Annotated in this window: 21 protein-coding genes; 16 read left to right on the forward strand and 5 right to left on the reverse strand. The window is 74.2% G+C overall.

The window, feature by feature from the left end; all coding sequences use genetic code 11:
- Positions 1-53 precede the first annotated feature (53 nt).
- On the forward strand, positions 54-368 hold the full coding sequence (locus ACGF5C_RS21330) for a hypothetical protein (RefSeq protein ID WP_393304029.1): 315 nt from the start codon (positions 54-56) through the stop codon (positions 366-368).
- Positions 369-428: 60 nt separating this feature from the next.
- Positions 429-923: a hypothetical protein gene (locus tag ACGF5C_RS21335; protein ID WP_393304031.1), complete on the forward strand. Its 495-nt coding sequence runs from the start codon at positions 429-431 to the stop codon at positions 921-923.
- Positions 924-1008: 85 nt separating this feature from the next.
- Here the strand turns inward: ACGF5C_RS21335 and ACGF5C_RS21340 are convergent, their stop codons facing one another.
- Positions 1009-2010 (reverse strand): ABC transporter ATP-binding protein, encoded by a 1002-nt coding sequence (locus ACGF5C_RS21340; protein WP_393268353.1) that lies wholly within the window; start codon positions 2008-2010, stop codon positions 1009-1011.
- A 2-nt stretch (positions 2011-2012) separates the two neighbouring features.
- Between ACGF5C_RS21340 and ACGF5C_RS21345 the strand changes: the two genes are divergently transcribed.
- The 4 genes from ACGF5C_RS21345 (at position 2013) to ACGF5C_RS21360 (ending at position 6565) form a co-directional block, all read left to right on the forward strand.
- A complete protein-coding gene (locus ACGF5C_RS21345; RefSeq protein WP_393304033.1) occupies positions 2013-2699 on the forward strand; it encodes an ABC transporter permease in 687 nt (228 codons plus the stop codon).
- Positions 2700-2754: 55 nt separating this feature from the next.
- Positions 2755-3477: an ABC transporter permease subunit gene (locus ACGF5C_RS21350; RefSeq protein WP_357703475.1), complete on the forward strand. Its 723-nt coding sequence runs from the start codon at positions 2755-2757 to the stop codon at positions 3475-3477.
- A 284-nt stretch (positions 3478-3761) separates the two neighbouring features.
- Positions 3762-4766, forward strand: coding sequence for a glycine betaine ABC transporter substrate-binding protein (locus ACGF5C_RS21355; protein WP_393304035.1), 1005 nt, complete (start codon positions 3762-3764; stop codon positions 4764-4766).
- A 113-nt stretch (positions 4767-4879) separates the two neighbouring features.
- Positions 4880-6565 (forward strand): hypothetical protein, encoded by a 1686-nt coding sequence (locus tag ACGF5C_RS21360; RefSeq protein ID WP_393304037.1) that lies wholly within the window; start codon positions 4880-4882, stop codon positions 6563-6565.
- A gap of 21 nt (positions 6566-6586) precedes the next feature.
- On the opposite strand, the gene ACGF5C_RS21365 is transcribed toward ACGF5C_RS21360, so the two are convergent.
- The 3 genes from ACGF5C_RS21365 to ACGF5C_RS21375 are packed head-to-tail and all read right to left on the reverse strand — an operon-like array spanning position 6587 to position 9361.
- On the reverse strand, positions 6587-7774 hold the full coding sequence (locus tag ACGF5C_RS21365; protein ID WP_393304039.1) for an NADH-quinone oxidoreductase subunit D: 1188 nt from the start codon (positions 7772-7774) through the stop codon (positions 6587-6589).
- Positions 7771-9045 (reverse strand): SAM-dependent methyltransferase, encoded by a 1275-nt coding sequence (locus ACGF5C_RS21370; protein ID WP_393304040.1) that lies wholly within the window; start codon positions 9043-9045, stop codon positions 7771-7773. Before ACGF5C_RS21370 ends, ACGF5C_RS21365 begins: the two co-directional genes overlap by 4 nt.
- Positions 9046-9049: 4 nt before the next feature.
- The gene (locus ACGF5C_RS21375; RefSeq protein ID WP_393304042.1) at positions 9050-9361 is read right to left on the reverse strand and encodes a hypothetical protein; all 312 of its coding nucleotides are present in this window, start codon (positions 9359-9361) and stop codon (positions 9050-9052) included.
- Between the two features lie 153 nt (positions 9362-9514).
- On the opposite strand from ACGF5C_RS21375, the gene ACGF5C_RS21380 reads away from it, so the two are divergent.
- The 7 genes from ACGF5C_RS21380 to ACGF5C_RS21410 all read left to right on the forward strand — a co-directional run bounded on the left by ACGF5C_RS21380 (position 9515) and on the right by ACGF5C_RS21410 (position 16451).
- Positions 9515-10492, forward strand: coding sequence for a Rossmann-like and DUF2520 domain-containing protein (locus ACGF5C_RS21380; RefSeq protein ID WP_393304044.1), 978 nt, complete (start codon positions 9515-9517; stop codon positions 10490-10492).
- Between the two features lie 29 nt (positions 10493-10521).
- Positions 10522-11370, forward strand: coding sequence for a pantoate--beta-alanine ligase (panC, locus tag ACGF5C_RS21385; RefSeq protein WP_393304046.1), 849 nt, complete (start codon positions 10522-10524; stop codon positions 11368-11370).
- Between the two features lie 36 nt (positions 11371-11406).
- Positions 11407-11829 (forward strand): aspartate 1-decarboxylase, encoded by a 423-nt coding sequence (gene panD / locus ACGF5C_RS21390; RefSeq protein WP_393304048.1) that lies wholly within the window; start codon positions 11407-11409, stop codon positions 11827-11829.
- 212 nt (positions 11830-12041) lie between these two features.
- Positions 12042-12935: a septum formation family protein gene (locus ACGF5C_RS21395; RefSeq protein WP_393304050.1), complete on the forward strand. Its 894-nt coding sequence runs from the start codon at positions 12042-12044 to the stop codon at positions 12933-12935.
- Positions 12936-13072: 137 nt separating this feature from the next.
- Positions 13073-14767: an L-aspartate oxidase gene (locus tag ACGF5C_RS21400; RefSeq protein WP_393304052.1), complete on the forward strand. Its 1695-nt coding sequence runs from the start codon at positions 13073-13075 to the stop codon at positions 14765-14767.
- Positions 14764-15660 carry a carboxylating nicotinate-nucleotide diphosphorylase gene (gene nadC, locus ACGF5C_RS21405; RefSeq protein ID WP_393304054.1) on the forward strand — a complete coding sequence of 299 codons (897 nt, stop codon included), beginning with the start codon at positions 14764-14766 and terminating at the stop codon, positions 15658-15660. The genes ACGF5C_RS21400 and nadC overlap by 4 nt, the downstream gene beginning before the upstream one ends.
- Positions 15661-15692: 32 nt before the next feature.
- Entirely contained in the window at positions 15693-16451 is a 759-nt protein-coding gene (locus ACGF5C_RS21410) for a type III pantothenate kinase (RefSeq protein WP_393304055.1), read from the forward strand.
- Between the two features lie 49 nt (positions 16452-16500).
- Here the strand turns inward: ACGF5C_RS21410 and ACGF5C_RS21415 are convergent, their stop codons facing one another.
- Positions 16501-17241 (reverse strand): class I SAM-dependent methyltransferase, encoded by a 741-nt coding sequence (locus ACGF5C_RS21415; protein WP_393304057.1) that lies wholly within the window; start codon positions 17239-17241, stop codon positions 16501-16503.
- A 91-nt stretch (positions 17242-17332) separates the two neighbouring features.
- Between ACGF5C_RS21415 and lysS the strand changes: the two genes are divergently transcribed.
- The 3 genes from lysS to ACGF5C_RS21430 all read left to right on the forward strand — a co-directional run.
- Positions 17333-18841: a lysine--tRNA ligase gene (lysS, locus tag ACGF5C_RS21420; RefSeq protein WP_393304059.1), complete on the forward strand. Its 1509-nt coding sequence runs from the start codon at positions 17333-17335 to the stop codon at positions 18839-18841.
- 110 nt (positions 18842-18951) lie between these two features.
- Positions 18952-19302, forward strand: coding sequence for an Lsr2 family protein (locus tag ACGF5C_RS21425; RefSeq protein ID WP_342672168.1), 351 nt, complete (start codon positions 18952-18954; stop codon positions 19300-19302).
- A 452-nt stretch (positions 19303-19754) separates the two neighbouring features.
- The coding region (locus ACGF5C_RS21430) for a Clp protease N-terminal domain-containing protein (protein WP_393304061.1) at positions 19755-20975 on the forward strand (1221 nt) is incomplete at its 3' end.

The raw sequence follows: 20975 nt of genomic DNA on the forward strand, positions 1-20975 counted from the left end.
CCGGTGTCGCGTCCACCCTGCCGGCGGTGATCTCGGCGGTTAGGCTCGGCGGCATGACCGACACACCATCGACCTCCGCCGGCCAGTCGTTCGGGGAGCTCGACGCGCTGTCCACTGAGGAGCTGCGGGAGCGGGCCTTCGCGGTCGCTCGGCAGCGCCGCGACGTGGGCTTCTTCTGGTCGGTGCTGCGGCACCTGCCGAACGCGGACGAGGCAGCCGCACTGGACGGCGCGCCCAACTCGGTGGGGCCGACGATCGACGAGGCCGTGGCGCTGTGGCGGGAGCTGACCGGGCACGGCTACGAGGAGTCCGCGCCGCTGCTGCGGGCCGCCTTCATCGACTACCTGATGACGCACCCGCAGAAGTGACGGTGGCCGACGGGCCCCGGCAGGTTTGCTCCCCGGGGTCCGCCGGGAACTGATCCGATCATGGCGCTCACCAACCCGCCCCGGGCCGCCCGCTACGGGACGGCGGCGGGCACCGGCGCGCTCGCCGCGTTCCTGCTGGTCGCGGTCTGCGGCAGCCCGGCGTACGTCGGCTGGGCCGCCGGCACCGACCCCAACTCCGCCGGCGGCTGGTTCCTGCAACTGCTCGCCTGGCCGGCCTGGCGGTTCGACGGCGGTGACGCCTCCGGCGGCCTGCTCGTCGCGAACCTGCGGGCCGTCCTGCTGGTGGTCCTCGCGGTGGTCTTCCTCTACCTGCTGCCCGCCACGCAGGTGGCCCGGGTGCAGGGGTCGGCGAGCCAGTTCTTCTCCGGCTGGGCCGCCTACGTCCTGGCCGGCGGCTTCGCCTCGCTGCTCGCCGCCTTCCTCGGCCCCGATCCGTCGCTGCTCACCGCCATCCAGTCGGCCGGCACCGGCGCGACGTACGGTTTCCTCTCCGGCTGGATCGTCGGCACGGCCAGCCTCGGCGGCCGGGCCTGACCCGCGGGCCCGCGATCCCCCTGTCGTCCGACCCGGCCCCGCTGCCCGCGACCCTTCCCGGCCGGCGTCGGGGCGGCCGGGCCGGTCACCGGTCGGGCCGGCCCAGTTCGAGCAGTCGCGTCCGGCTGAGCACGCCCACCGGCCGCCCCTCGTCGGTCACCACCACCCGGTCCGCGGCCGAGGTCAGCAGCGCCCCCAGCGCGTCGTACGCCGAGCCGCCCCGCGACACCGTCGGCAGCTCGGCCACCCCGGTCGTCGGCAGCGGCTCGACGGCCGCGCCGGTCAGCGGGGTGACCGCCAGCCGGCGGATGCCCCGGTCGGTGCCGACGAACTCGCGGACGAAGGGCGTGGCGGGCGCCCCGAGCACGGCGGCCGGGGTGTCGTACTGCTCCAGGCGACCGCCCTGGGAGAGCACCGCGATCCGGTCGCCCAGCCGGACCGCCTCGTCGAGGTCGTGGGTGACCAGCACGATCGTCTTGCGCACCTCGGCCTGCAACCGCAGGAACTCCTCCTGCAACCGGGTCCGGGCGATCGGGTCGACGGCCGAGAACGGCTCGTCCATCAGCAGCACCACCGGGTCGGCGGCGAGGGCCCTCGCCACCCCGACCCGCTGCCGCTGGCCGCCGGACAGCTCGTGCGGGTAGCGGCGGCCGAACGTCGCCGGGTCGAGCCCCACCAGCTCCAGCAGCTCGTCGACCCGGCGGCGGCTGCGCTCGCGGGGCCAGCCGAGCAGCCGGGGCACGGTGGCGACGTTGGCGCTGACCGTCTGGTGCGGGAAGAGCCCGACGTTCTGGATCACGTAGCCGATCCGGCGGCGCAGCCGGACCGGGTCCACCCGGGTGACGTCCTCGCCGTCGAGCAGGATGCGGCCACCGGTCGGCTCGATCAGCCGGTTGACCATCCGCAGCACCGTCGACTTGCCGCAGCCCGACGGTCCGATGAGCACCACCAGCTCGCCGGCGGCGATGTCGAGGCTCAGCTCGCGTACGGCCTCGGTGCCGTCCGGGTAGCGCTTGTGGATGCCCTCCAGTGCGATGGACGCCGCACGCGGCCCGCCGTGATCCGTGGTTGCCGGGGTAACGTCCACACATGTCCTTCCGCCTGAGCTACCGGGCCGACCCGGGTAACCCGTGGTTCTCCTGGCAGTACGTGCGGGACAACTCTGACACGATCCTCGCCGCCGTGCGGGAGCACGTCTCGCTGACGGTGCGCGCGGTGTTGATCGCCGCCTTGGTCGCCGTGCCGCTGGCCGTGGCCGCGTACTGGTTCCGTTCGCTGGCCGGGCCGGTGCTGGCCGTCACCGGGGTGCTCTACACGGTGCCGTCGCTGGCGCTGTTCGCGTTCATCGCGCCCTACCTGGGCATCGGGGCGGTGACGGCGCTGAGCGTGGTGGTCCTCTACGCGCTGCTGGTGATCGTCCGCAACGCCCTCGCCGGGCTCAACCAGGTGCCTCCCGAGGTGCGTGAGGCGGCCGAGGGGATGGGGTACGGCCGCTGGGGCCGGCTGTTCCGGGTCGAGCTGCCGCTGGCCCTGCCGGGCATCCTCACCGGCCTGCGGCTGGCCACGGTCTCCACGGTGGCTCTGGTGACCGTGGGCGTGGTGATCGGGCGGGGTGGTCTCGGGCAGCTGATCTTCGCCGGCTTCCAGAACAACTTCTACAAGGCGCAGATCATGACGGGGACGCTGCTCTGCGTCCTGCTCGCCCTGGTGCTCGACCTGATCCTGGCCGGCGTGGGCCGGCTGCTGACCCCCTGGCTGCGGAGCAGGGCGGCGTGAGCGCTCGGAACGCCGCGCGGCGCAGTTTCTTGGTCGCGAACGGAGGGCGGGCCCGATGAACCCCGTCGAGGCGGCGCTGGTCTGGCTCAACGACCCGCTGAACTGGACCAATCCGGGCGGGATCCTGGAGCGGCTCGGCGAGCACCTGTCGATGTCGGCGGCGGCGGTAGCCCTGGGCTGTCTGATCGCCTGGCCGATCGGGCTCTGGCTCGGGCACACGGGTCGGGGCGGGGGCCTGGTGGTGCTGGTGTCGAATGTCACGCTCGCCGTGCCGACGCTGGCCCTGCTCACCATCCTGCCGCTGACCTTCCTCGGTTTCGGTCAGCCGTCGGTGGTGGTCGCGCTGGCCGTCTTCGCGGTGCCGCCGCTGCTGGCCAACGCGTACACGGGGGTGCGGCAGGTCGATCCGGAGGCCCGGGACGCGGCGCGCGGCATGGGCTTCTCCGGGTGGCAGTTGCTCCGCCGGGTCGAGCTGCCGCTGGCGGTGCCCTACCTGGCGGCCGGGTTCCGCACGGCGGCGGTGCAGGTGGTGGCGACCGCCGCGCTGGCCTCCTTCGTCAACGGCGGCGGCCTCGGGCAGATCATCCGCGCCGGGTTCGGGCTGGACATCGCCGCCGGCGGCGGCCAGATCCTCGCCGGCGGCGTGCTGGTGGCCGGGCTCGCCGTCCTGGTCGAGCTGGTGCTGGCCCTGGTCGAGCGGCTGGTCACCCCGCGCCCGCTGCGCGCCACCCGCCGCCGGGCCCGCCGCCGCGCGGCGGACGCGCTCGCCGGCGGCTGAGCTTCGGTCCGCCCCGGGCGGGACGCCACACCCGGGAGTGCGCGCCGACTCGCGCTGCCACTCACCGACGCCCGCTGCCGCCTGGTGGTCGTCGGCGGGTGACGATCCGGTGACAAAGCTTTCCTCGGGTTGTCGGACGCGTGTGGAAGATGTTGGGTGGAAAATCGCGGGCGGCCGGAAAGGGGGGTCGCCTGGCGGACACAGCGGGCGGCCGGACAGGGATCGCCCGTCGGACACGCGGCCGGCCCGGACGGGTCGCGCCGGGACACGGAAGGCGGGCACTGATGCGCGCACGTACACGACTGGCGGTCGGTGCGGTGGGAGCCCTCGCCGCGGCGGGGCTGCTGACCGGATGCGGCGACGCCGGCTCCTCCGGCACGGACGCCCCGGAGCAGGCGGCCTCCGGGGCCGGCTGCGCCCCGGTCGCCGGTGACCAGCTCGTCGTCCTCGACGACGACAAGAAGCTCCAGAACACCGACAACGTCATCCCGGCGGTCAACGCCAAGGCGGCCAACCCGCAGCTGCTCGCGGCGCTGGACAAGGTCTCGGTGGCGCTCGACACGCCGAAGCTGATCCAGCTCAACAAGGCTGTCGACGTGGACCGCAAGACGGCGCAGAAGGCGGCCGAGGAGTTCGCCGCGGCCAACGGCGTCACCACGGGCATCGCCAAGGGGCCCGGCGGCCAGATCGTGATCGGCGCGGCCAACTTCACGGAGAACGAGATCCTGGCGGAGCTCTACAAGATCGCGCTGACCGCCGCCGGCTACGAGGCCAAGGTGCAGCAGATCGGCAACCGCGAGCTCTACGAGCCGGCCCTGGAGCGGGGCGAGATCCAGGTGGTCCCGGAGTACGCGGCGACCATGGCCGAGTTCCTCAACACCAAGGCCAACGGCAAGGACGCCCAGCCGGTGTCCTCGCCCGAGCTGGAGAAGACCGTCGCCGCGCTGAAGGCCGCCGGCGACAAGGTGGGCCTCGTCTTCGGCGCCCCCGCCGCCGCCCAGGACCAGAACGCCTTCGCCGTGACGAAGGCCTTCGCCGACAAGTACGGCGTCCGCACGCTCTCGGACCTGGCGGCCAAGTGCTCGGGCCAGGCCACCGTGCTGGCCGGGCCGCCGGAGTGCCCGCAGCGGCCGAAGTGCCAGGCCGGGCTGGTCCAGGTCTACGACTTCAAGGCCGGCTCGTTCAGCTCGCTGGACCAGGGCGGCCCGCAGACCAAGAACGCCCTGAAGACCGGCGCCGCCAGCGTGGGCCTGGTCTTCTCCTCGGACGGCGCGCTGGCCGCCAGCTGATCCCAGCCGGTCGCCGGCGGCCCCGCGCCGCCGGCGACCGGCTGCGCCGTCCCGTCCCGCCGGGTCTCTCCAGCCGTTTTCAGGCGGGGGAACTCTCGGTAGGCTGCGGACCCATGCCAGCCCCGGTCGCCCCCGCTGACAAGCGCAATCCACCGCTGCTCACCGTGCTCTTCTGGATCGGCGTCGCGCTGGCGCCGGTGGCGGCGCTGATCCTGCTCGTCGCCGACGGCAACGGTCCGCTGCGGGTCGCCGCGGTGCTCGCCATCCTGGCCGTGGTCCTGATCGGCCTGTCGATCGCGTTGCGCGCCGACGGCGCCGGCCCGGCCCGGCCCGAGGAGCTGCTGGACGAGATGGAGCAGCTCCGCCACGAGCTGCGCGGGGAGATCGTGGCGGCCGCCCAGCGCGGCAACCAGGCGCTCGACCAGGCCCAGCGGGCCCAGGAGGCGGTCGTCGCGCTGCGCCAGCGGCTGGACGCCAGCAGCGCCGCGCTGGCCGGAATCGACGACCAGGCCGATGCCGGCCGGGGCCCGGGAGCCGCCGACGACGGGTTCTCCGGCCGGGGGCGGGCGCCGGGCCAGGACGATCCGGCGCCCCGCTGGGGACGCGCCGACCGGGACGACGAGGAGCCCGCCCGCCGGCCCCAGCCGGGCCCGCGCGCCGAGCGTCCGGCGGCCCAGGCCGGGGCGTACGGCGCGGACCGGCCCACCGGCGGGTACGGCGGGGAGCGGCCCGCCACCACCGGGTCCGCCGGGGTCTACGGCGGGGACCGACCCGCCGGCGGAGCGGCCGGGGTGTACGGGGCGGCCCGGCCGGCGGAGCCCGAGAGCCAGCCCGCCGCGCGCCCGCTCGGGGTGGTGCGGCACACCGAGACCGTGCACGTCACCACGCGGCACACCATCGTGGACGGTGGCGCGTCCGTGCCCGGCGACCTCGGCACCCGGTACGGCGACGGGTACGCGGGACAGTGGTCGCCGGCGCCGGAGGAGCGGCCGTGGTCCGGCGAGTCGGACGACCGGTCCCGGGCCGGCCACGGCGACCCGGCGGACCGGCCCCGGCGCGGCGACGACCAGCCCCGGCGCGGCGACGACCGGTCCCGGCGGAACGACGACCGGTCGTGGGCGACGGCGGGCGTGCCCCGGGACGACGACCGGTCGCGGTCGCGCGACGGGGGCGAGTGGTCCGGGCAGGGAACCGACCGCGAGTGGCCGGGCCGACGGGACGAACGCGGGCAGCGGCAGGAGCGCGGGCAGCAGTGGGACGCCCAAGGCTGGGACGGCACGGGCGGGCCGGCGGCCTCGGCCGCGCCGGCCGAGCAGCCGGGGCGGGGCCGGCCGCACCAGCCCGACGAGGCGGGGCCGGAGAGCGGTGAGTACTGGTCGGAGCTGCGCGCCGGTGACCGGTGGGCGGCCGTGCGGGACGACGACCGGGGCCGGGAACTGCGGGTCGGGGAGCGGCGTGCCGAGGTGCACGCGGACGCCACCGGCACCGAGTACCGGGTCGCGGACCGCTGGGCGACGGTCCGCCGGGACGAGCCGCGTCGGGAACGGGCGGACGACGGATGGCGGGGCGGCTGGGCGGAGCCGGGGGACGCGCCGGCGCTGCCGGCCGGCGGGGTGCCGGTGCCCGAGGAGTGGCGCCCGCCCCGCCAGCGCGGGCACCAGCCCGAGTCGCACCGCGCCCGCCAGCCGGAGCCCGAGCCGGAGCGGTACGGCCGGCGGCAGGAGGAGCGCTACGGCTACCCGCCGCAGGACGACGCCCCACGCGCGGGCGGCTCGCGTTCGGCCGACCGCTGGCGCTGACCGGCGACCGGGCCGCGCCGGTCACTTGTCGATGTCGCCGACCACGAAGAACATCGAGCCGAGGATGGCGATCAGGTCCGACACCAGGCAGCCGGGGAGCAGGGTGGCCAGTGCCTGCACGTTCGCGTACGACGCGGTGCGCAGCTTGAGCCGCCACGGGGTCTTCTCGCCCCGGGAGACCAGGTAGTAGCCGTTGATGCCGAGCGGGTTCTCGGTCCACGCGTAGGTGTGCCCCTCGGGCGCCTTGAGCACCTTCGGCAGCCGGGTGTTGACCGGCCCGGTGAGCCGGTCCACCCGGTCCAGGCACTGCTCGGCGAGGTCGAGCGAGGCGTACACCTGGTCGAGCAGCACCTCGAAGCGGGCGTGGCAGTCCCCGGCGGTCTTCGTCACCACCGGCACGTCCAACTGGCCGTAGGCCAGGTAGGGCTCGTCGCGGCGCAGGTCGAGGTCGAGGCCGGAGGCCCGGGCGACCGGCCCGGACGCGCCGAACGCGGCGGCGTCCGCCGCCGTGAGCACGCCGACGCCGACCGTGCGGGCCAGGAAGATCTCGTTGCGCCGGATCAGGTTGTCCAGGTCCGGCATGCGCCCGCGGACCTCGGCGATGGCGGCCCGCGCCCGGCCGGTCCAGCCGGACGGCACCTCCTCCTTGAGGCCGCCCACCCGGTTGAACATGTAGTGGATCCGGCCGCCGGAGACCTCCTCCATCACCGCCTGGATGGTCTCCCGCTCGCGGAACGCGTAGAACATCGGCGTGATCGCGCCGATCTCCAGTGGGTAGGAGCCGAGGAACATCAGGTGGTTGAGCACCCGGTTCAGCTCCGCGAGGGCCATCCGCAGCCAGGTGGCCCGTTCCGGCACCTCCATGCCCATCAGCCGCTCCACGGCGAGCACCACGCCCAGCTCGTTGGAGAAGGCCGAGAGCCAGTCGTGCCGGTTGGCCAGCACGATGATCTGCCGGTAGTCGCGGACCTCGAAGAGCTTCTCCGCGCCCCGGTGCATGTAGCCGACGATCGGCTCGCAGGCCACCACGCGCTCGCCGTCGAGCACCAGCCTCAGCCGGAGCACGCCGTGGGTGGAGGGGTGCTGCGGCCCGATGTTGAGCACCATGTCGGTGCCGAGCTGCTCCCCGCCGGTGCCCGCCACCAGGCCCGCTCCGGTGCCGACGGTCAGCTCGCGGAGGTCGCCGGCGTCCGTGGTCATGTCCGTCATCGTGCCATGAACCGCTCGGGGTCGACGCCGACCGGTTGCCGCAGCCACCAGTGCCCGCCCAGCCCGGCCGGGTCGGTCAGCTCCGTCACGGCCGAGGCGGCCGCGAGTGCCCGCACGTACCCGACCGGGTCGCTGGCGGCCAGGCTCAGTGCCGGTCGCCCGCCGTCGGCCCCGAGCGCCCGCAGCGCCTCCCGCTGCGACACCAGGTCGTACGCGCACCGGGCGACCCGCTCACCGGCGGAGGCGACGGAGTCGACGGCGACGTGTGCGGTGATGTCGCAGGTCCCGTCGGGCACCGGCGGCACCTGCCGCCCAGCCCGGTACCCGGTCAACGTCCCGTCCACGGGCCGGCCGCCTCGCAGGTGTCCGTAGTCCACGGCCAACGCCAGCCCCCGGCCGACGTGGCGCACGGCGTCCGCCCAGGCCTCGTCACGCGTCCGGCCGATCTCGGCTCTCCCTGCCGTAGGGGGTTCCGGGCGGCCCGACCGGCTCCGGGCGGTCAGGCTTGATCCCTCCGCCGATCGGGCTGCCCGGAACCCCGACCCGGTCGAGCCCCGACCGTCCGTCACGGTCCGAGGCAGGAAGCCCGGGGCATCTTCCGCCGGCAGCGGCCACCACGTGGTCAGCCAGGCGGCGTCGTCCGGGCTGACCGGATCACCCAGGGCCTCCGCACCGGAGGTGGGGTCAACCAGGAGGTAGCGCCATCCGTCGTCGGCGGGGACGGCAACGTCCAAGGGGACGTTGTCCAGCCACTCGGTTGCCACGAGCACCCCGGTGATGCCCTCAGGGATGTCGCTCCTCCAGTCGATCTGTCCGGGCAGGTCCTCGGGGCGCGGGGCAAGTTCGACGGCGGTGAGGCGTACCCGACGGGCGAGCGCAACCGGCGCGGACGGGGCGGGACCGGCGGACGGCGGGCCGGACGAGGGCGAGGGCCGGGCGGCGGCCGAGGGAGTCGGGGTTGCCGGGGAGCCCGCCCGCGGAGGGATCAAGCCTGACCGCCCGGAGCCGGCGGGCTCCCCGGCAACCCCCAGGGCGGCGGAGAGCGCGCGCAGCAACTCGCCCCGGCCGGCTCCCACGTCGACGACGGAGAGGACAGGGGGGTGGTCGAGGGCGGCGTCGACCTGCTCGACGAGCCGCAGCAGCGCGGCGGCGAAGGCGGGGGACGCGTGCACGCTGGTGCGGAAGTGGTCGGCCGGGCCGGAGCCGGAGACGAAGAACCCGCCCGGCCCGTAGAGCGCCCGGTCCATGGCGTCCCGCCAGCGGACCGGCATCAGTTCATCCCTCGTCCCGCGTGGACGACCAGATCTCCAGCACGGGGTCGGACGGTCGGAGCGCGTCGAGGTCGGGGGCCGCCCGCCCGGCGCGGGCGGAGATGACGCCCACCGCCTCCCGGAACCCGTCGACCGTCTCGCCGACCTCCATGAACTCGCCCGACACGTGGGTGACCTCGAAGTACAGGAACCGGTGCTCCTCGGGGGGCAGGGCGGCGACCGAGACGTGTTGGATCTCCGACCAGGGCCAGCCGAAGCTGTGCCGGGCGTCCTCCGTCCGGATCCCGATTTCGTCCACCACGACCCGCTCCGTCACAGGCGGCACTGTAGCCGCAGCCGGCCGCCCGCGCCGCCGGGAACGCCCCCGCGCACCACCCGGTGAAGGTTTTCACAGACCCTGTTTCGGCTCCGTCACGGCGGCGCATACTTGCGATCGACCGGTACCCCCTCCGAGGACTGGATCGTTGCCATGAGCGCACCGCTGCGCCCGCAGGCGGCCACCCCGCGTACGGCCGCCGTACCGTCGGGCGGCGCCACATCCGGCGCCCCGCTCTCCTTCCCGCGCACGCTCACCGTCGGCGTCGTCGGCGCCGGCCGGGTCGGCACGGCGCTGGGCGCCGCGCTCGTCGCCGCCGGCCACCGGGTGGCCGCCGCCTCCGGCGGCTCCGGCGCCTCCCGGGCCCGGCTGGCGCTGCTGCTGCCCCGGGTGCCCCGCCGCTCCGCCGCCGCCGTGGCCCGCGCGGCCACCGACCTGCTGCTGCTCGCCGTGCCGGACGACGCGCTCGCCGGGGTCGTCACCGACCTGGCCGACAGCGGCGCGCTGCGTCCCGGCCAGGTCGTGGCGCACGTCTCCGGCGCGCACGGGTTGGCCGTGCTCGCCCCCGCCGTCGCGGCGGGCGCCCGGCCGCTCGCCCTGCACCCCGCCATGACCTTCACCGGTACGCCGGACGACCTCGCCCGGCTGGCCGGCATCTCGTACGGCGTGACGGCCCCGGCGGAGCTGCGCCCCCTGGCCGCCCGGCTGGTCGCCGACCTCGGTGGCGTGCCGGAGTGGGTCGGCGAGGCCGACCGGCCGCTCTACCACGCGGCGCTGGCGCACGGCGCCAACCACCTGGTGACCCTGGTCAACGAGGCGGCCGACCGGCTGCGCGACGCCGGGGTGGCCCAGCCGGAGAAGGTGCTCGCCCCGCTGCTGCGGGCCGCCCTGGAGAACGCGCTGCGCCTCGGCGACGACGCGCTGACCGGGCCGGTGTCCCGGGGCGACGCCGGCACGGTCGAGCGGCACCTGGCCCGGCTCGCCGCCACCGCACCCGAGTCGGTCGCGCCCTACCTGGCCCTGGCCCGGCGTACGGCCGACCGGGCCATCGCCGCCGGCCGGCTCCGCCCGGTCGACGCGGAGTCGCTGCTCGGCGTGCTGGCCGGGACCCGGCGGGAGGTGGCCGCGTGAACGGGCCGACGGTGGACGGAGGGGACCGCGTGACGGAGTTGGTGCACACCCGCGCCGAGCTGGCCGCGGCGCGGGACGGGCTCAAGGGCACCGTCGGCGTCGTGATGACCATGGGTGCTCTGCACTCCGGGCACGAGACGCTGCTGCGGGCGGCCCGGGAGCGGGCCGACCACGTGCTCGTCACGATCTTCGTCAACCCGCTCCAGTTCGGGCCGAACGAGGACTTCGACCGTTACCCGCGCACCCTCGACGCCGACCTGGAGATCTGCCGGCGGGCGGGTGCCGACGTGGTGTTCGCCCCGTCGGTGGCGGACATGTACCCGGACGGCCAGCCCCGCGTCCGGGTCAACCCGGGTCCGCTCGGCGAGGACCTGGAGGGGCAGAGCCGCCCCGGGTTTTTCCACGGGGTGCTGACGGTGGTGCTGAAGCTGCTTCAGCTCACCCGCCCCGACCTGGCGTTCTTCGGCGAGAAGGACTACCAGCAGCTCACCCTGGTGCGGCGGATGGCCCGGGATCTCGACGTGCCGGTCGAGGTGGTCGGTGTGCCCACCGTGCGGGAGCCCGACGGGCTCGCCCTGTCCAGCCGCAACCGCTACCTCTCCCCGGCCGAGCGGGAGGCCGCGTTGAGCCTGTCGGCGGCGCTGCGGGCCGGTGCCGAGGCCGCCGACGCGGGCGGTGACGCGGGGGCCGTGCTCGCCGCCGCGCACGCCGCCTTCGGTGCCGGTACGCCCGGCGCGCGGCTCGACTACCTGGTGCTCACCGACCCGGACCTGGAGCCGGGGCCGGTGTCCGGTCCGGCACGGCTGCTCGTCGCCGCCTGGGTGGGCGGCACCCGGCTGATCGACAACGCGGCGATCCGGCTCGCCCCCCGCTCCTGAACCCGATCCCACCACGCTTCCGCGAAAGGCATCCCGATGCTGCGCACCATGCTCAAGTCGAAGATCCACCGGGCCACGGTGACCCAGGCCGACCTGCACTACGTCGGTTCGGTGACCGTCGACGAGGACCTGCTCGACGCCGCCGACCTGATCCCGGGCGAGCAGGTGGCGATCGTGGACATCACCAACGGGGCCCGGTTGGAGACGTACGTGATCCCGGGCGAGCGGGGCAGCGGCGTGATCGGCATCAACGGTGCCGCCGCTCACCTGGTGCACCCGGGTGACCTGGTCATCCTCATCTCGTACGGGCAGATGGACGACGCCGAGTCCCGGGCCTATCGGCCGAGGGTCGTGCACGTCGACGCCGACAACCGGATCGTCGAGCTGAACACCGACCCCACCACCGCCGCCCCCGGCACCGCCGGCACCCCCATCCCCAACCCCTACGCCACCGTCTGACCCGCCCCCTCCCGCCCTCCCCGCCCTCCGCCCCGCGATCTTGCACTTTCGGCCCGGCTTTTGTCGCCGTCAGTCCCATTTGTCGGGGCGGTAACTGCAAGATCGCGGCGCACAAGGGGTGAGGAGGGGTGGGAGCGCGGTCTGTTGCCGGGGGGTGGCGCTGGGTAGTCTGGGTGCCCGTCGGGGAGACGCGGTGGCTGGGGGAGGCCGCGATGCGCCGTTCGATCACCACCCTGCTCGCGGCCGTGAGCGCGGCAGTCCTCCTGGTCGGCTGCGCCGGCTCCGCCGGGCTGGACGGTGACCTGGCCGACGACTGGGCGGCCCTGCCCGCGCCCGGCCCGTTCACCCCGGCCGCCGGCGTCTGCCAGGCCGCCGACTTCACCGACGTGGTGACCCTGGCGGCGTACGCGCCGGTGGACTGTGCCGCGCCGCACCGGGTCGAGACCGTGCACGTGGGCGCCTTCCCGGCCGAGCGGGCCACCCCGCCGCCGGGCGGCTCGGCCGAACTGCGGGGCGCGTTCGCCGACTGCGACGCCCGCGCCACCGGGCACGTCGGCGACGACTGGCGGGCCGGGCGGCTCCGGCTGGCGGTGGCCCTGCCGTCCGGGCCCGGCTGGGCGGCCGGCTCCCGCTGGTACCGGTGCGACCTGACCGAGGTGAGCAGCGTCGAGGCCGCCGCCACGGTGGTCACCCGCTCCGGCAGCCTGCGGGACGCGCTGCGCGGGCCGTCGCCGCTACGGCTGGCCTGCCAGCAGACGCGGGCCGGCGGCGGGGCGGTGCGGACGCTGCTTTCCGTCGACTGCGCCACCCGGCACGACGCCGAGTTCGTCGGGGTGTGGCGGGCACCGGACCGCCCGTACCCGACCCGGGCCGCCGACTGGGCCCCGCTCTACGCCGGCTGCCGCTCTGTGTTGGGCCGCTACGTGGGGGTGCCCGACGACGCGGACCTGCGCTTCCGCAGCGGGGTGGTGGTGCGACCGCCGGGGGCGGGGCGCTGGCGCGTCGGCGACCGCGGCGTCCGCTGCTACCTGTGGCTCGACGACCGTACGGTGACCGGCTCCCTGAGGGGCGCGGGCCCGGCCGCCCTGCCGGTCCGGACGAGGTAGCGCCCGGGTTCCGGACGGGTGGGGCCTTCGCCGGGCCTGCCGGAAGCGACGGCGACCCGGAGTGGGGACGCGATGGTCCGAACCACTCGTCCCGCCCCCGCCGCCCCCCGCGAGGGCCCTTCGGGTTGACTGTGGGCATGGACCTTCCGACCGTGGACCTGCCGGCGCTGCCCCGACTGCTGGCCGCCCCCGCGCCCGGCTGGGTGGAGACCACCGACGTGATCGTGGTCGGCTCCGGGGTGGCGGGGCTCACCGCCGCGCTGCACCTGCGGGAGGCGGGCCTGCACGTCACCGTGGTCACGAAGGTCAACATCGACGAGGGTTCGACCCGCTGGGCGCAGGGCGGCATCGCCGCCGTGCTCGACCCGCACGACACCCCGGCCGCGCACGCCTCGGACACGGAGATCGCCGGCGTCGGGCTCTGCGACCCGGCGGCGGTGCGGGTGCTGGTCGAGGAGGGCCCGACCCGGCTGCGCGAGCTGATGCGGATCGGGGCGGAGTTCGACCGCAACCCGGACGGCTCGCTGATGCTCACCCGCGAGGGCGGGCACCGGGCGGACCGGATCGTGCACGCCGGCGGCGACGCCACCGGGGCCGAGGTCCAGCGGGCCCTGCACGCCGCCGTCCGCCGCGACCCGTGGATCCGGCTGGTCGAGCACGCCCTGGTGCTGGACCTGCTGCGCGCGCCCGGCGACGGCCCGGGCGGGCTCGGCGCGGCCTGCGGCATCACCCTGCACGTGCTCGGCGAGGGCAGCGAGGACGGGGTGGGGGCCATCCTGGCCCGGGCGGTCGTCCTGGCCACCGGCGGGATGGGCCAGATCTACGCGGCCACCACCAACCCGGCCGTCTCGACCGGGGACGGGGTGGCGCTGGCGATGCGCGCCGGCGCGGCGGTGACCGACGTGGAGTTCGTCCAGTTCCACCCGACCGCGCTGATCACCCCGGCCGGTGCGGGCGTGCCGGGCGCCGGGCACGCCCAGCAGCCGCTCGTCTCCGAGGCCCTGCGCGGCGAGGGCGCCCACCTGGTCGACGGCGACGGCAAGCGGTTCATGGTCGGGCAGCACGAGCTGGCCGAGCTGGCACCCCGGGACGTGGTGGCCAAGGGCATCCACCGGGTGCTGCTGGCCACCGGCGCGGACCACGTCTTCCTCGACGCCCGGCACCTGGGCGGCGACTTCCTGGCCCGGCGCTTCCCGACCATCGTCGCGTCCTGCCTGGCCATCGGGGTCGACCCGGCGGCCGACCTGATCCCGGTGGCCCCGGCCGCCCACTACGCCTCCGGCGGCGTCCGCACCGACCTGCGCGGCCGCACCTCCATCCCCGGCCTGTACGCCTGCGGCGAGGTCGCCTGCACGGGCGTGCACGGCGCGAACCGGCTGGCCAGCAACTCCCTGCTGGAGGGGCTGGTGTTCTCCCGGCGGATCGCCGAGGACGTCGCCGTCGGGCTGCCGGAGCAGGCCCAGCCGGCATCGACCGGCGCCTGGGTCGGCGGCGAGGGCTGGGTGGTGCCGGCCGAGGCGACGCCGACCATGCAACGGGCGATGACCCGGGGCGCGGGCGTGCTCCGCTCGGCGCAGACCCTCGCGGGGACCGCCGACGCGCTGACCGGGCTCGGCACGGGCCGGGGCCGGCCCCGGACGGCCGACTGGGAGGCGACGAACCTGATCACCGTGGCGTCGGCGCTGGTCGCCGCCGCGTACGCACGCCGGGAGACCCGGGGCTGCCACTGGCGGGAGGACTTCCCGACGGCCGACGAGCGGTGGCTCGGCCACCTCGTCGGCGCGGTCGGGGCGCAGGGCCGGTTGACGTCTCAGTGGGAGGGGATTCGATGACGGAGTCGACGGAGCGGGCGTTGCGGGACGCCGGCCTGGACCCGGCGCAGGTGCGGCGGGTGATCGGGAACGCGCTCGCCGAGGACCTGGGGCCCGACTACCTCGACGTCACGAGTGTTGCCACCATCCCCGCCGGGCAGACCGACACGGCCGCCCTGGTGGCCCGCGCCGACGGCGTGGTGGCCGGGCTGGCCGTGGCAGCGGCCGTGTTCGAGTTGGTCGGCGAGGTGACCGGCGCCGGCCGTACGGTCGAGGTGTCGGTGGTCGCCCACGACGGCGCGCGGGTGGCGCGCGGCGACGTGCTGGCCACGATGACCGGCCCGACCCGGCTGCTGCTGACCGCCGAGCGGACGGCGCTCAACCTGCTCTGCCGGATGTCCGGGGTGGCCACCCACACCCGGGCCTGGGCGGACGCGCTGGCCGGCACGAAGGCGCTGGTGCTGGACACCCGCAAGACCACCCCCGGCCTGCGCGCCCTGGAGAAGTACGCGGTCCGCGCCGGGGGCGGCACGAACAAGCGGATGGGCCTGCACGACGTCGCGATGATCAAGGACAACCACAAGCTGGCGGCGGGCGGGATCACGGCGGCCTTCCGCCGGGTCCGGGAGACCTTCCCGGACGTGCCGGTGCAAGTCGAGGTGGACACGGTGGCCGAGGCGGTGGAGGCCGTCGAGGCCGGGGCGGACTTCCTGCTGCTGGACAACATGACCCCGGAGATGCTCACCGAGGTGGTTGCCGCCGTGGGGGACCGGGCGGAGCTGGAGGCGACCGGCGGGCTGACCCTCGACGTCGCGGCGCGGTACGCGGCGACCGGCGTCGACTTCCTGTCGGTGGGCGCCTTGACCCACTCCTCGCCGATCCTCGACATCGCCATGGACCTGCGCACCGAGTGAACCGGCGGCTGGTCGTTGTCTAGGCTTCGTGCGTGCTGCTCTGCATCGACATCGGAAACACCAACACCGTGCTGGCGACCTTCGACGGCGACAAGCTGGTGCACTCCTGGCGGATCAAGACCGATGCGCGGTCGACGGCGGACGAGCTGGGCCTGAAGTTCCGGGGCCTGCTCGCCGGGGACGCGGTCGAGATCACCGGGGTCGCGGCCTGCTCCACCGTGCCGGCCGCGCTGCGCTCGCTGCGCACCATGCTGTCCCGCTACTACGCTGACCTGCCGAGCGTGATCGTCGAGCCCGGGGTGCGCACCGGCGTGCAGCTCGCCATCGACAACCCGAAGGAGGTGGGCGCCGACCGGGTGGTCAACACCCTGGCCGCGTACACCCTCTACGGCGGGCCGTCGATCGTGGTGGACTTCGGCACCACCACCAACTTCGACGTGATCAGCGACCGGGGCGAGTTCCTCGGCGGCGCCTTCGCGCCGGGCATCGAGATCTCCTTCGACGCGCTCGCCGCCCGAGCCGCCCAGCTGCGCAAGGTGGAGGCCACCCGGCCGCGCTCGGTGATCGGCAAGAACACGGTCGAGTGCCTCCAGTCCGGCCTCTACTTCGGCTTCGCCGGCCAGGTCGACCGGATCGTCGAGCGGATGACCGAGGAGCTGGGCGAGGTGCGGGCCGTCATCGCCACCGGCGGGCTCGCCGGCCTGGTGATCAACGAGTGCCGCGCGATCACCCACCACGAGCCGATGATCACTCTGATCGGCCTGCGAATGGTCTACGAGCGCAACGTCTGAACCCGCCGGCCCCGGTCCCGCGCCGCCGGGGCCGGCGCCGCCGCCGGCCTCAGCGCCGCCGGGCGCGGCAGACGAGCGTGCGGTACGGCAGGTCGAAGCGCTCCCGCCCGGCCAGGTCGGGGTGGGTGTCCAGCAGGTCGCGCAGTTCCCGGTCGAGGTCCCGCCGCCGTTGCGGGTCGGCCGTCAGGTAGTACGAGCGGGTCCGGACCATCCCGACCAGCTCGTCCGGGGTGAGCGTGGTGCGGTGCGCGAAAACGGCCTGCTCGGCCGGCGCGAACGCCGGCCCGAAGTCGCCGACCCGGCTGGCCAGGTCGTCGGCGCTGCCGCCCATCCGGGCGATCTTCGTCAGCTCCGCCACCCAGCCGGTCCGCTCGTCCCGCAGGTTCCAGATCGGCGCGAGGACGCCACCGGGCCGGAGCAGCCGGGCGATCTCGGCGTGCGCCCGCTCCCGGTCGAACCAGTGGTACGCCTGCCCCGCCAGCACCGCGTCGGCCGCGCCGTCCGGCAGCGGCGCCGACTCGGCGCTGCCCGCCACGGCCGTGGTGCCCGGCGTGACGGCGTCCAGGCGGGCCCGCATCCCGGGGTCCGGCTCGACGGGCACCACCTCGTGTCCGAGGGCGAGCACCCCGCGGGTGAGGATGCCGGTCCCGGCGCCCAGGTCGACGACGCGGGCGGGCGCGCCCAGCCCGTCGAGCGCCCAGCGCACCGCCTCCTCCGGATAGCGGGGCCGGAACCGGTCGTATTCGCCCGCCGCCGCACCGAACGACAGGGCGTGAGTGGGGTCGGTCATGGCGGGCAGGTTATCCCGTAACGCCTCCCTGGCGCCTTGAGTACGCTCGGGGCCTGACCCCGCCCGAAATCTCCTTCTGAGGAAGCGTGCCGTGACCGAGCAGACTCCCGTGCCAGTCGATCCCGCCGACGACCTTCCCGAGCAGATGAAGGTCCGCCGGGAGAAGCGGGACCGGATGCTCGCCGAGGGCGTCGAGCCGTACCCGGTCGGATTCCCCCGGACCAGCACGCTGGCCGAGATCCGCGAGAAGTACGCCGAGCTCCCCACCGACACCGCCACCGGCGACCGCGCCTCGGTCACCGGCCGGGTGATCTTCGTACGCAACACCGGCAAGCTCTGCTTCGCCACCCTCAGGGACGGCGACGGCACCGAGTTGCAGGCGATGCTCTCGCTGGACCGGGTCGGCGCCGAGCGGCTGGACGACTGGAAGCGCCTCGTCGACCTCGGCGACCACGTCGGGGTGACCGGCGAAGTGATCACCAGCCGCCGGGGCGAGCTGTCCGTGTTGGCCGACGAGTGGGCGGTCACGGCGAAGGCGCTGCGCCCGCTGCCGGTGGCGCACAAGCCGCTGAGCGAGGAGGCGCGGGTCCGGCAGCGGTACGTCGACCTGATCGTCCGGCCGCAGGCCCGCCAGATGGTGCGCACCCGGGCCGCGACCGTCCGCAGCCTGCGCGACTCGCTGCACGACCGGGACTTCGTCGAGGTGGAGACCCCGATGCTGCAGTTGCTGCACGGCGGCGCGGCGGCCCGGCCATTCGTGACCCACAGCAATGCGCTGAGCACCGATCTGTATCTGCGAATCGCGCCGGAACTGTTTCTCAAGCGGGCCGTCGTCGGCGGCGTCGACCGGGTCTTCGAGATCAACCGCAACTTCCGTAATGAGGGCATCGACTCCTCGCACTCCCCGGAGTTCGCGATGCTCGAGGCATACCAGGCGTACGGCGACTACGACACGATGGCGGAGCTGACCCGCAATCTCGTGCAGCAGGCGGCGATCGCGGTCGCCGGCTCGACCGTGGTGACCCACGCCGACGGCCGGGAGTTCGATCTGGGCGGCGAGTGGCGCTCGGTGACCCTCTTCGGGGTGCTTTCCGAGGCGCTCGGCGAGGAGGTCACGGTACGCACCGAGCACGCCCGCCTCGTCGAGTACGCCGACAAGGTCGGATTGGCGGTCGACCCGAAGTGGGGGCCGGGCAAGCTGGCCGAGGAGCTGTTCGAGGAACTGGTCGTCCCCGGCCTCCAGGCACCCACCTTCGTCCGCGACTACCCGGAGGAGACCAGCCCGCTCACCCGGGCGCACCGCAGCGAGCCGGGGCTGGCCGAGAAGTGGGACCTCTACGTGCTCGGTTTCGAGCTGGGCACGGCGTACTCGGAGCTGGTGGACCCGGTGGTGCAGCGGGAGCGGCTGCTGGCCCAGGCGCAGCTCGCGGCCCGCGGCGACGACGAGGCGATGCGGCTGGACGAGGACTTTCTCCGGTCGATGGAGTACGGAATGCCGCCGGCCGGGGGTATGGGAATGGGAATCGACCGGCTCTTGATGGCGCTGACGGGCCTGGGAATTCGGGAAACCATCCTCTTCCCCCTCGTGCGGCCGGAGTAGTCGCGTACTCGCACCGGGTCGTTACCGCATCCTATTGACGCGACAAGCGTCGCACAGGTTATTGTGCTCTCAAGTTTGCAGGAGCACCCTGCTTGAAAGGAATGTGGGACGTGGCCAAGCAGATCATTCATAAGCTGGTCGATGACCTGGACGGCGGGGACGCTGACGAGACCGTCAAGTTCGCGCTCGACGGCGTTCAGTACGAGATCGACCTGTCGAGCTCGAACGCCGAGAAATTGCGTGACGTATTCGCTCCCTACATCGCCCACGGCACCAAGGTGGGCCGGGGCGGTGTCGTCGTGGGTGGCCGGGCCGCGCGCGGCCGGGGCGGCGCCACCGCCGACCGGGAGCAGAACAAGGCGATCCGGGCCTGGGCCAAGAAGGCCGGCAAGGACATCTCCGACCGGGGCCGGATCCCGCAGGAGATCGTCGACGAGTACCACTCCAAGGCCGGTCACTGACCCGACCGCCGACGGGCGACAGACGCCGGGCCGGAGCACGACTCCGGGCCGGCGTCGCCGTATCCGCCCACAGGTGCGCCCGGACCGGGAAGAATTCCGCCCCGACGGAGGTTGTCCACAGCCGGTGGAGAATTTGTCCACAGCCTGTGGACGACTCCTGGGCGGCCCGGGTTCGCAGGCCGCGTCGGCGCCGGCACCGGCCTGCGGACGCGGTCCGGGCGGTGGCCGAATTTCGCTCTGCGCGTACAGGCGGGGGTCGCGGAACACCCCCTGAGCGCGGACGGTTGAGTAAAACGACGCGTACGCGGCCTCCGGCGGGGACACACGACCTCAGCGGAGTCGGTCTGCGGCGATAGAGTAAGTAGGCACGGACGCCCGTCCCGGACGTCCGCGCACCGGCCCCGCCAAGATCTTGACCATCAAGGCGCACGGCACGTGAGGAGCACGAGGGCATGTTCGAGCGGTTCACCGACCGAGCGCGACGGGTTGTCGTCCTGGCCCAGGAAGAGGCCCGGATGCTCAACCACAACTACATCGGTACGGAGCACATCCTGCTGGGCCTGATCCATGAGGGTGAGGGTGTCGCGGCAAAGGCCCTGGAGAGCCTCGGTATCTCCCTCGAGGGCGTCCGTCAGCAGGTCGAGGAGATCATCGGCCAGGGTCAGCAGGCGCCGAGCGGGCATATTCCGTTCACGCCGCGGGCCAAGAAGGTGTTGGAGCTGTCGCTGCGTGAGGCGTTGCAGCTCGGCCACAACTACATCGGCACGGAGCACATCCTGCTGGGTCTGATCCGTGAGGGTGAGGGCGTTGCCGCCCAGGTGCTGGTGAAGCTCGGTGCGGACCTGAACCGGGTCCGTCAGCAGGTGATCCAGTTGCTGTCGGGTTACCAGGGCAAGGAGCCGGCTGCGGCGGGTACCGCGCCGGGTGAGGCCGCGCCGTCGACCAGTCTGGTGCTGGATCAGTTCGGCCGGAACCTGACCCAGGCCGCCCGGGAGGGCAAGCTCGACCCGGTGATCGGGCGGGAGAAGGAAATCGAGCGGGTCATGCAGGTGCTGTCCCGCCGTACGAAGAACAACCCGGTGTTGATCGGTGAGCCCGGCGTCGGTAAGACGGCTGTGGTGGAGGGCCTGTCCCAGAAGATCATCAAGGGTGAGGTGCCGGAGACGCTGAAGGACAAGCAGCTCTACACCCTCGACCTTGGTGCACTGGTCGCTGGTTCCCGCTACCGGGGTGACTTCGAGGAGCGCCTGAAGAAGGTGCTCAAGGAGATCCGCACCCGGGGTGACATCATCCTGTTCATCGACGAGATCCACACTCTGGTGGGTGCGGGTGCCGCCGAGGGCGCGATCGACGCCGCCAGCATTCTCAAGCCGATGTTGGCGCGTGGTGAGTTGCAGACCATCGGTGCGACGACCCTCGATGAGTACCGCAAGCACCTGGAGAAGGACGCCGCGTTGGAGCGCCGCTTCCAGCCGATCCAGGTGGGTGAGCCGTCGCTGGCGCACACCATCGAGATCCTCAAGGGCCTGCGGGACCGTTACGAGGCGCACCACCGCGTCTCGATCACTGACGCCGCTTTGGTGGCGGCCGCGACGCTGGCCGACCGGTACATCTCCGACCGGTTCCTGCCGGACAAGGCGATCGACCTGATCGACGAGGCCGGTGCCCGGATG

The sequence above is a fragment of the Micromonospora sp. NPDC047620 genome (assembly GCF_043205005.1).
Classification (GTDB): Bacteria; Actinomycetota; Actinomycetes; order Mycobacteriales; family Micromonosporaceae; genus Micromonospora.

Bases quoted from the DNA above. Each gene is read 5' to 3' on its own strand.
- ACGF5C_RS21330 (WP_393304029.1), top strand. From the start codon at position 54: ATGACCGACACACCATCGACCTCCGCCGGCCAGTCGTTCGGGGAGCTC.
- ACGF5C_RS21335 (WP_393304031.1), top strand. From the start codon at position 429: ATGGCGCTCACCAACCCGCCCCGGGCCGCCCGCTACGGGACGGCGGCG.
- ACGF5C_RS21345 (WP_393304033.1), top strand. From the start codon at position 2,013: ATGTCCTTCCGCCTGAGCTACCGGGCCGACCCGGGTAACCCGTGGTTC.
- ACGF5C_RS21350 (WP_357703475.1), top strand. From the start codon at position 2,755: ATGAACCCCGTCGAGGCGGCGCTGGTCTGGCTCAACGACCCGCTGAAC.
- ACGF5C_RS21355 (WP_393304035.1), top strand. From the start codon at position 3,762: ATGCGCGCACGTACACGACTGGCGGTCGGTGCGGTGGGAGCCCTCGCC.
- ACGF5C_RS21360 (WP_393304037.1), top strand. From the start codon at position 4,880: ATGCCAGCCCCGGTCGCCCCCGCTGACAAGCGCAATCCACCGCTGCTC.
- ACGF5C_RS21365 (WP_393304039.1), bottom strand. From the start codon at position 7,774: ATGACGGACATGACCACGGACGCCGGCGACCTCCGCGAGCTGACCGTC.
- ACGF5C_RS21370 (WP_393304040.1), bottom strand. From the start codon at position 9,045: ATGCCGGTCCGCTGGCGGGACGCCATGGACCGGGCGCTCTACGGGCCG.
- ACGF5C_RS21380 (WP_393304044.1), top strand. From the start codon at position 9,515: ATGAGCGCACCGCTGCGCCCGCAGGCGGCCACCCCGCGTACGGCCGCC.
- panD (WP_393304048.1), top strand. From the start codon at position 11,407: ATGCTGCGCACCATGCTCAAGTCGAAGATCCACCGGGCCACGGTGACC.
- ACGF5C_RS21395 (WP_393304050.1), top strand. From the start codon at position 12,042: ATGCGCCGTTCGATCACCACCCTGCTCGCGGCCGTGAGCGCGGCAGTC.
- ACGF5C_RS21400 (WP_393304052.1), top strand. From the start codon at position 13,073: ATGGACCTTCCGACCGTGGACCTGCCGGCGCTGCCCCGACTGCTGGCC.
- nadC (WP_393304054.1), top strand. From the start codon at position 14,764: ATGACGGAGTCGACGGAGCGGGCGTTGCGGGACGCCGGCCTGGACCCG.
- ACGF5C_RS21415 (WP_393304057.1), bottom strand. From the start codon at position 17,241: ATGACCGACCCCACTCACGCCCTGTCGTTCGGTGCGGCGGCGGGCGAA.